Origin of the sequence: Ruoffia tabacinasalis (assembly GCF_042652985.1) — a bacterium.
GTDB lineage: Bacteria > Bacillota > Bacilli > Lactobacillales > Aerococcaceae > Ruoffia > Ruoffia tabacinasalis.
On the sequence record NZ_JBHSHQ010000070.1, the window covers coordinates 1 to 8,531 of the forward strand.

Sequence of the window (8,531 nt, forward strand, 5' to 3'; positions counted from 1 at the left end):
GACCAATACAGTAAGTTAGTAGGTAACACATTGTTTACGATAAGTGGCTAACTTCAACTTGAAATTTCCGATAAAAATACCCTATATTATCTAGCGTATTCACTAAATAATATAGGGCGAGTGACCGCGGTACCACCTATGTTTATGACAAAATGTCATCTTAAGTACCTTAACGCGGTCAACACGGCTTACTCTATGATTACTTTCAAGTAAGCACCTAATTAGACGAGTTCAACAAAGTGATTGACTTATTTTCACCAACCATAAGCTCTCTAAACAATGACTTCATTTACTATTTCTAAGTAAAGTTTTGTATAAATTCTTTTTGAATTATATCAAACTAACTGTATTAGTTCAATCCAATTGATTGGCCAATAAAGATTGTTGTTGAACCGTTATTTTTTTCAATTAATTCATTAACATTTAAACCATTACGACGTGCAATACTATATAAAGTATCGCCAACAGCTACTGTATATGAAGAGTTTGTCGGAGCTTCAACGGTCTCTTCTACGACTGTTTCTTCAACGACTGGCGCCGCTTCAGGTTCAACAATTGTTGTTGGCGTATTGTCCTCTTCAACAACAGTTGGTTGTGTTTCTACGTTAGATTCTACTGTAGAAGCTGATGTACTTGTTGTAGCACCTGAAACTTTTAGTACTTGTCCTGGATGGATTAAATTACTTGATAAGCCGTTTAATGCTTTCAATTGATTTAATGACATACCATGGTTTACTGCGATACGATATAGACCGTCGCCAGCCTTAACTGAGTATGAACCAGATGTATTCGTTGAACCACCATTGTTTGTAGGTTCAGTTGCTTTAGTATCTGTTGAATCTGTATTCGGTGACGTATTATTTGAAGACTCAGTGTTTCCTTGAGTTGCTCCACTTACTTTTAATACTTGACCTGGATGGATTAAGTTACTTGATAATCCATTTAATGATTTAAGTTGGTTTAATGTCATACCATGTTTACGAGCAATCGCGTATAAGCCATCGCCACGTTTAATTGTATATGACCCACCCACACTTGTATTTCCTTCAGTGTTATCTGAAGAGTTATTTGAATTTGCTGGTGGTGTACTTGGTTTTTCAACAATAGTTGAGCTACCAGGTAATTTAATGACTTGACCAGGATGAATTAAGTTACTTGTTGTACCATTCGCAGCTTTAAGTGCATCGACTGTCGTTCCAAAACGACGTGCAATACCCCAGAAACCGTCTCCTGCTTTAACAGTATAAGTTCCCGCAATTGAACCCGCTTCGTTTGAACCTGTATTAGATTCTGGTGTAGAAGGAACTACGCTGACTGGTTTATCAGAACTAGCTAAATCATATTGTGTTAAATTATTTTCAGCAATGATACGGTTTAATTTGTCTCCGTAACGAGTATCTGTTGCGTAACGACCAGTTAAATGAGCCGTTGCATCTTGATACGAATTCGTATTACTGTAACGTGCACCTGAATAGAAGTTATAACGCCAGTTATTTACATCGTTATCTCCTGTTAATAATGACGCATAGTCAGTTAATGACTCACCATAATTATCGTAACGACGGAAAGCATCTTGAATTTGGTAATACTCTCCAGATCCATCGTCTTCTAATGTATCTTTTACAACAGAGTTTCCGTTGTATTCACCTTTAATTCCAAATAAATTATAGTTAGGTGCTTTTGATAAAGTACTATTACCCCATCCTGATTCTAATGCAGCTTGGGCAATCATTACTGATGCGTACAAGTCATTTTCAGCAGCAATTTGTTTTGCGTAATCTGTAATTAATCCTAAAAAATCTGATTGGCTAACACGACTACTTGATTGTGCTTGTACAACAACAGTGTCATTCGCTGACACATGACTTAAGACAGCACCTGCAGCCATAAGCACTAATCCAGCATTGATATGTTTCATTGCCTTTTTAGCTTTATTTTGTTTTACTAATCTTGCCTTGGCTTTCATTATTTCATGTCTACTCTTCACTTAATTACCCTCCACTGTCAAACTATATAATAATATATTATAATCTTCGTCTATTATAGCTAATTTAATTCATTAAAAGTTCACATTTCAAGTCTTTTATTTTAGTTTTAATATATGTAACATGAATGTAACAGAGGAGGAATATAAAATGTACAACGCTTTACAATACAGTCATCAACTCTTAAAACAACAGGTTCAAAAAAATCCCCAAGGATTATTCATCGATGCAACCCTTGGGAATGGCCATGACAGTGCCTTTTTATTATCGTTAAAGGATTTTACTGGTTCTCTTATTGGCTTCGATATTCAAGAAATAGCCATTCAAAATTCAAAAAAAAGAATAGAATCATTAGAGCATTCTACAAAAGCATCATATAAATTTATTTTAGATTCTCATGATAATGTTTCTGATTATATTGATGACAATCTTGTCCAAGGGGCTATTTTTAATTTAGGATATCTACCAGGTGGCGATCATAATGTAACAACAGAGTTTCCGAGTACTTTTAAAGCGGTTCAAGATATATTAGGTAATTTGGCTATTCACGGACAAATTATCCTCGTTATATATTCTGGTCATGACAATGGTATGACTGAAAAAACAAAATTATTTGAAAAATTAGAAAAACTTCCGCAAGAAAAATATCAGGTATTGGCGTATCAATTTATCAATCAAATAAATCATCCCCCAATGCTCTTAATTATTGAAAGAATAAGATAAATTATTCTTTCTTTTTTTTACTTATTTTTTTATTTGGAATATTGTAAACCCTTTTTTAAAAAATATAGATAATTTTATTTTTCTGTCTATTTTTTCATAGTAAATGCTTTTTAGCATTAAAATTATGTGTTAAAATAATTACAAGTTTTATTATGCTACTTTAAACAAATTAGTAAAGGGGTTAAATTATGCATACAAATAAATTTTATGACTGGTTATTCCCAGGAATTTCACTTGTCATGTTTGCAACGTTATTGGGCTCAATCTTAGCCCAGAGTGATTCAATGTCCGTTTTACAGTTAATTTCCTATTCTTCAGGGTTACTTGCCTACACCATGATGTTAACAGTCACATTCATGGGATCACGCCCACGATTTATAGAAAAATACTTTGGCATGCCTGAAATGTATGAAATTCACGCATTAATGGGTGTTGTTCTTTCGATTATGGGTGTTATCCATATTATTATCCAATGGAATGGCTTCCGTTGGATTACTGAGATGTCAACTGTTTCTCAAACGGGATTCCTCGCTGTCTTTTCATTAATTATTGTCATGTTTACAGGTATATTCTCACTTTCGGGTATATTCATTGATCGAATTCCACTATTACGAAAATGGAAAGAGTCAGTCTTTAATCGCGAATTGAGCTTATGGCTTCATAGACTTTCTATTGTAGCCATTGTTGCAATATATTTTCATTTATTCTTACTCCCATTTCTAAATGAAAATACACTATTTATGACACTTCTGACTATCTATACTGTTGCTATATTAGGTTATTATGTTATTTGGAAATTAAAATTATCTTTCGCACCAAAGTTTGAATTGAAAAGTATTAAACAAGGGACACCTTCCTTATGGGTATTAGAATTTGAACCGAAAAATGGTTCGATTAAACCATACGTACCAGGAGATTATTTCTTTATTCGTTTCAAAAATGCTGACATCACAACTGAAGGACACCCTTTCTCAGCATCAAGTGCAATAACATCTGATTATTCGAATTCAATTGAGTTTATGATTAAAGAAGCTGGAGATTGGACTGGTTCTTTACAAAATGTCAATGTCGGAGATATCGCTACTCTAGAAGGTCCTTACGGAAATTTCTTCCCAGATGAAGTACAAGAATCCGAGGATCCTTTTGTCTTATTAGCGGGAGGAATTGGTTTAACACCTAATTTAAGTATCTTACGCCACGAACATGAAAAGAACTCAAACCGTAGAATTCATCTAGTTTGGGGCTTAGCGATTGAAGAAGATATGTTTATGATTGAAGAATTTGAAACAATGAAAGCTGCAAATCCAAATTTCTCTTATGATATTATCTTTTCAAATCAAGAAGTTGAAGGCTTCCCTCATGGCTTTATCACGCATGAATATTTAGAAGAACTTGGTGTAAGTTCACTTTATCAATCTGCCAAATTCTTTGTCTGTGGACCACCACCCATGTTAAATGCTTCAAAAACTTTATTAGATAATCAAAATGTCCCTGATGATCATATTTATCTGGATGAATTTGGTTTCTAGTCACCTATTAATAGAAAGGAAAAGTATATGACTAATAAATTATCTTTTATCATACAAGTTATATTTGTATCCATCCTTGTTTGGCTACTAACGACTTTATTGTTTACAAATGAATTTATTTTTAATAGCGGCGATGATGAGAGTGCTCAAGTTGACACAGCGGAAGTATCAGATGGTACTTTCACCGGATCTGCTGAAGGTCATAATGATCAGTTAACACTGGATGTAACAGTAGAGAATGGTGAAATAAGTCAAATTGATGTCACTGATCATAGTGAGACAGAAGGCATCTCGGATCCTGCTTTCGAACAAGTTCCAGAACAAATTATAGAATCAAATTCAACGGATGTTGAGATTGTCTCTGGAGCTACCTTTACTTCTGAAGCCATTATCAATGCTGTCAATAATGCCTTGGCAGAGGATTCTGGTGGAAGTTCTGAAGCTATAGCTCTCGAAGACGTTTCTGATGGCACTTATACGGGAACTTCCGAAGGACACAATGGTCTTATGACCGTTGATGTTACAGTAGAAAACCAAGAAATTTCAGACATTAACATCGTTTCGCATCTTGAAACGGATGGCCTTTCTGATCCGGCCTTCGAACAAGTTCCAGAGCAAATCATCGATACAAATTCATTAGATGTAGAGACAGTTTCTGGTGCTACTTTCACATCTGAAGCGATTGTCGAAGCTGTAAACGACGCCCTATCTCAAAATTAACAAAAACCCCTTTAGAAAGCTATTAGACAGCTGTTCTAAAGGGGTTATTATATTATCTAGTTTAATTGTGATTGAATTAATTCAACTTTATCTAAGTGTTCCCAAGGTAAATCTAAATCAGTACGCCCAAAATGTCCATATGCAGCTGTTCCTGCATATATAGGACGTCTAAGATCTAGCATTGAAATAATACCCGAAGGTGATAAGTCAAATGTATCACGAATTATCTTAATGATGACATCATCAGAATAACTACTTGTACCAAAAGTATTTAATGAAATTGACGTTGGTTCACTAACCCCAATTGCATAAGCTAATTGAAGCTCAACTTTACTTGCAACTCCAGCTGCTACAAGATTTTTAGCAACATAACGTGCAGCATAACTGGCTGAACGATCGACTTTTGTCGCGTCTTTTCCAGAGAAAGCTCCACCACCGTGATGGGCAGATCCCCCGTAAGTATCTACAATAATTTTACGCCCAGTTAAACCTGAGTCTCCAACGGGTCCACCAATAACGAATTTACCTGTTGGGTTAATAAAGTACGTTGTTTCTTCATCTAACCACTCTGTATTCACGACCGGTTTAATGACATGCTCAATAACATCTTCTCTAACTTGACTAAGTTCCACATCATTACTATGTTGTGTACTAATAACAAGATTATCAATGCGCTTTATTGTATCGTCTTCATTAAACTCAACCGTCACTTGTGTTTTTCCATCAGGACCTAAATACGGTAAAATCTCTTCTTTTCTAACTTTTGCTAATTGTTGCGCTAATTTATGACTTAATGAGATAGGTAAAGGCATATATTCTTCTGTTTCATTTGTTGCGAAACCGAACATAATCCCCTGATCTCCTGCTCCAATTAAACTTTGCTCTTCTTCATCTCTTGTCTCTAAAGCATCGTCTACTCCCATAGCAATATCAGGTGATTGCTCATCTAAGGATACTAATACCGCTACATTGTCAGCATCAAATCCGTATTTAAAGTTAACATAACCAATCTCGGCGATTTTCTTACGTACAATTTGTTGAATATCAACATAAGCTGTTGTCGTAATTTCTCCAAAAACTAGAACTAATCCAGTATTCACTGCTGTCTCACAAGCAACACGCGCATTAGGATCTTGAGCTAAAATCGCATCTAAAATCGCATCACTAATTTGGTCAGCAATCTTATCTGGATGTCCTTCAGTCACAGACTCCGATGTAAATAATTTTCTTTCCTTCATAATGTCTCCCCCACTATATTATTTGGTTACAAGGCATATTCACTTTAATTCAAGTGAACCCTATCGGGACTTTTGATTTGTAACGAATGCCATTATATCACACAACAATAGGCATTCACACTATAAGTGATAGAAACTAGATAAATGATTAAATTGGTACCAATATTTTTAGCATAGATACGAAATTAATGATAGAATGTATAAAGATAACTCATCTTTACGATAGTAACTGAGAGTAATCAACTCAACGTATTAAGTCAATCAAGTTAAGATGAGGTGATATTCTATCTTTATCTTTGGAGAATGAATATCAGACAAATAAGTATTAATAAAATAATGATAGTTAAGCTATCGAATTTTTTATATGAAAGGTATAGTCAATGAAGTTAATAACTCGCTTTTTACAGAATCCGTACGTTAAAATATTTGTTTCGCCCCTAGCATCCATACTTTTTGGATTAATTCTAGGAGCTAGCCATACTGAATCCATTCGGTGGCTTCCAATGTTACTGTTGTTTCTAATTGTCGTGTTTGGCCAATTAATAGATCATTTCCTATATTTACGAATCGACAAACAAACACCAGAAGTAGCGCCTAATGTCTTATTGTATGTACTTGAAGGTATATTGTTAATTAGTACCATTATCTTTATGTTTAATTCACACTGGATCATCAGTGTTCTGCTCGTCTTTTATATTGTATTCATTCATGTGCAGTATATGCCGTTTAAGATGACTGGTACAATTTATCACTTTTTATTATCTGTATTCTTTAATGGTTTTATGATGAATGTGATTGCGTATAATTCACAAACATTTGCAGTAACACAAACATTTTTAATTAATACTATTCCGATTGTATTAATGTTTATTGTTTTAAACTTAGAAGTATTTAATTTGAAGAATATCATTATTAATTTCAAACAAATAACCGTTTTTCAACGGTTCCCAGTTGTTAGTTTAGTAGTTTGTGCCCTTGCGTTATTAAGCGGGTTCTACTTCTCATTACCTTCTTCATCTTATTATATTGTTCAAATTCTATTTGTTTTACTAAGCGCCGTAACGATGTTACCTTTACTTGTTAAAACACAACATGAAAAACAAACACAAAACAAAATGAATTATATTCACGCAGTAACCTTAATTTTCACATTATTATACAGTTTGAGTCAATTGTATTAAAAAAGAACGAATGAAATGCTAAAAGGAAAACTTTAGTCATTTTATTCGTTCTTTTTGTTTTGATTTTTATAGGGTGTTGTTGTCTTCTTTTTCGCTTTCTTCACGACTTTCAGCTGCTTCATCAATTGATTGATTTACACGAGCTTCAATTTCATCTGCTTCTTCATAAGCTTTAGTAGACTTTTCTCGAGCTTCTTCACGTTGCTCTTCGCCTTCAGCAATTGCGTTTTGACGTAATTCTTCAGCTTTACGCGCAGCTTCTTCTTTTAATTGTTTTCCTTCATCAATCGCTTCTTTTAAGTTCTCATCTGCTGAAGTATGAACACTCTCTCGAGTTTCACCTACTTGGCGCTTTACATCTTCGACAGCTGAATCCGCTCGATCTTTGTAGTTTTCACGAATTTCATCAACATGACCTCGACCAGATGCAACGGCTTGTTTAGCTTCACCTTCAACCTGTTGTGCAATACCTTTTGCTTGAGTTTCAGCATCATCAGTTGCTTTACCAAACACTTCTTTAACTTTTCCAACAATTTCGTCTTTTTGACCTTCTAAGTTTTTCCATGTATCAGACATATCGTTACCTCCATTTAATTTGTTTATAATTTTAATATAGCAAATTAAATGATTTTAAGCAATAATACCGCTTCCAAAAAATATAAGAATTGATCTTGTTTATCAAACTGCTCAATTTATACTATAAAAATAACAACAATTCAAAAATAATAAAGGATTATATTTACTACAATTATATAAAATTTAATTATTGTATTGAGAAATATTTTGAAAATTTTATCAAATATACTACGTCAGTAAAATGATAGTACAATATTATATTATATAAAATTGCTTTAAGGATTATACTTATCATCTTCTAAAAAATTAAAAGGTTCTATAATTTTTAGTGTTGGTGAGAAATCACCAGCACTATTTTTGTATACACAAAAAGCCAGTGATTTCCGTTATGATGTAAGTACGACCAAACACATAAGAAAGGAAATCAACATGGCTTACTTACATTCTACCGCTATTTTACTAGGAATGTGTTTTGCAATAGAGAAGTACATAGTTGGAGGTGCGGATGATTTTTTGGACTTTTTCAAGCAATTAAACCTAGTTTCTTTCTGTAATCAATCGGACTGAGACCGCCTAGAG

7 protein-coding genes, 1 riboswitch and 1 other annotated feature are annotated in these 8,531 nt (G+C 33.9%); of the genes, 4 read left to right on the forward strand and 3 right to left on the reverse strand.

Features of this window, described 5'->3' with window-relative positions; all coding sequences use genetic code 11:
- Nucleotides 1-109 precede the first annotated feature (109 nt).
- Nucleotides 110-314, reverse strand: a binding site (T-box leader).
- Nucleotides 315-349: 35 nt separating this feature from the next.
- A complete protein-coding gene (locus tag ACFO5Y_RS11035; RefSeq protein WP_197105307.1) occupies nt 350-1,987 on the reverse strand; it encodes a LysM peptidoglycan-binding domain-containing protein in 1,638 nt (545 codons plus the stop codon).
- 148 nt (nt 1,988-2,135) lie between these two features.
- Between ACFO5Y_RS11035 and mnmM the strand changes: the two genes are divergently transcribed.
- From mnmM to ACFO5Y_RS11050, 3 genes are all read left to right on the forward strand, one after another.
- Nucleotides 2,136-2,708: a tRNA 5-(aminomethyl)-2-thiouridylate-methyltransferase MnmM gene (gene mnmM, locus ACFO5Y_RS11040; RefSeq protein WP_197105306.1), complete on the forward strand. Its 573-nt coding sequence runs from the start codon at nt 2,136-2,138 to the stop codon at nt 2,706-2,708.
- A gap of 188 nt (nt 2,709-2,896) precedes the next feature.
- Complete coding sequence (locus ACFO5Y_RS11045) at nt 2,897-4,237, forward strand: ferredoxin reductase family protein (protein ID WP_197105305.1); 1,341 nt, start codon at nt 2,897-2,899, stop codon at nt 4,235-4,237.
- Nucleotides 4,238-4,264: 27 nt separating this feature from the next.
- The gene (locus ACFO5Y_RS11050; protein ID WP_197105304.1) at nt 4,265-4,957 is read left to right on the forward strand and encodes an FMN-binding protein; all 693 of its coding nucleotides are present in this window, start codon (nt 4,265-4,267) and stop codon (nt 4,955-4,957) included.
- Between the two features lie 56 nt (nt 4,958-5,013).
- On the opposite strand, the gene metK is transcribed toward ACFO5Y_RS11050, so the two are convergent.
- Complete coding sequence (gene metK / locus ACFO5Y_RS11055; RefSeq protein ID WP_209494376.1) at nt 5,014-6,195, reverse strand: methionine adenosyltransferase; 1,182 nt, start codon at nt 6,193-6,195, stop codon at nt 5,014-5,016.
- Nucleotides 6,193-6,283, reverse strand: a riboswitch (SMK box riboswitch). It overlaps the preceding gene by 3 nt.
- A gap of 415 nt (nt 6,284-6,698) precedes the next feature.
- Here metK and ACFO5Y_RS11060 point away from each other — a divergent pair.
- Nucleotides 6,699-7,376 carry a hypothetical protein gene (locus tag ACFO5Y_RS11060; protein ID WP_197105303.1) on the forward strand — a complete coding sequence of 226 codons (678 nt, stop codon included), beginning with the start codon at nt 6,699-6,701 and terminating at the stop codon, nt 7,374-7,376.
- Nucleotides 7,377-7,442: 66 nt separating this feature from the next.
- On the opposite strand, the gene ACFO5Y_RS11065 is transcribed toward ACFO5Y_RS11060, so the two are convergent.
- The gene (locus tag ACFO5Y_RS11065) at nt 7,443-7,952 is read right to left on the reverse strand and encodes a CsbD family protein (RefSeq protein WP_138405024.1); all 510 of its coding nucleotides are present in this window, start codon (nt 7,950-7,952) and stop codon (nt 7,443-7,445) included.
- Nucleotides 7,953-8,531 lie beyond the last annotated feature (579 nt).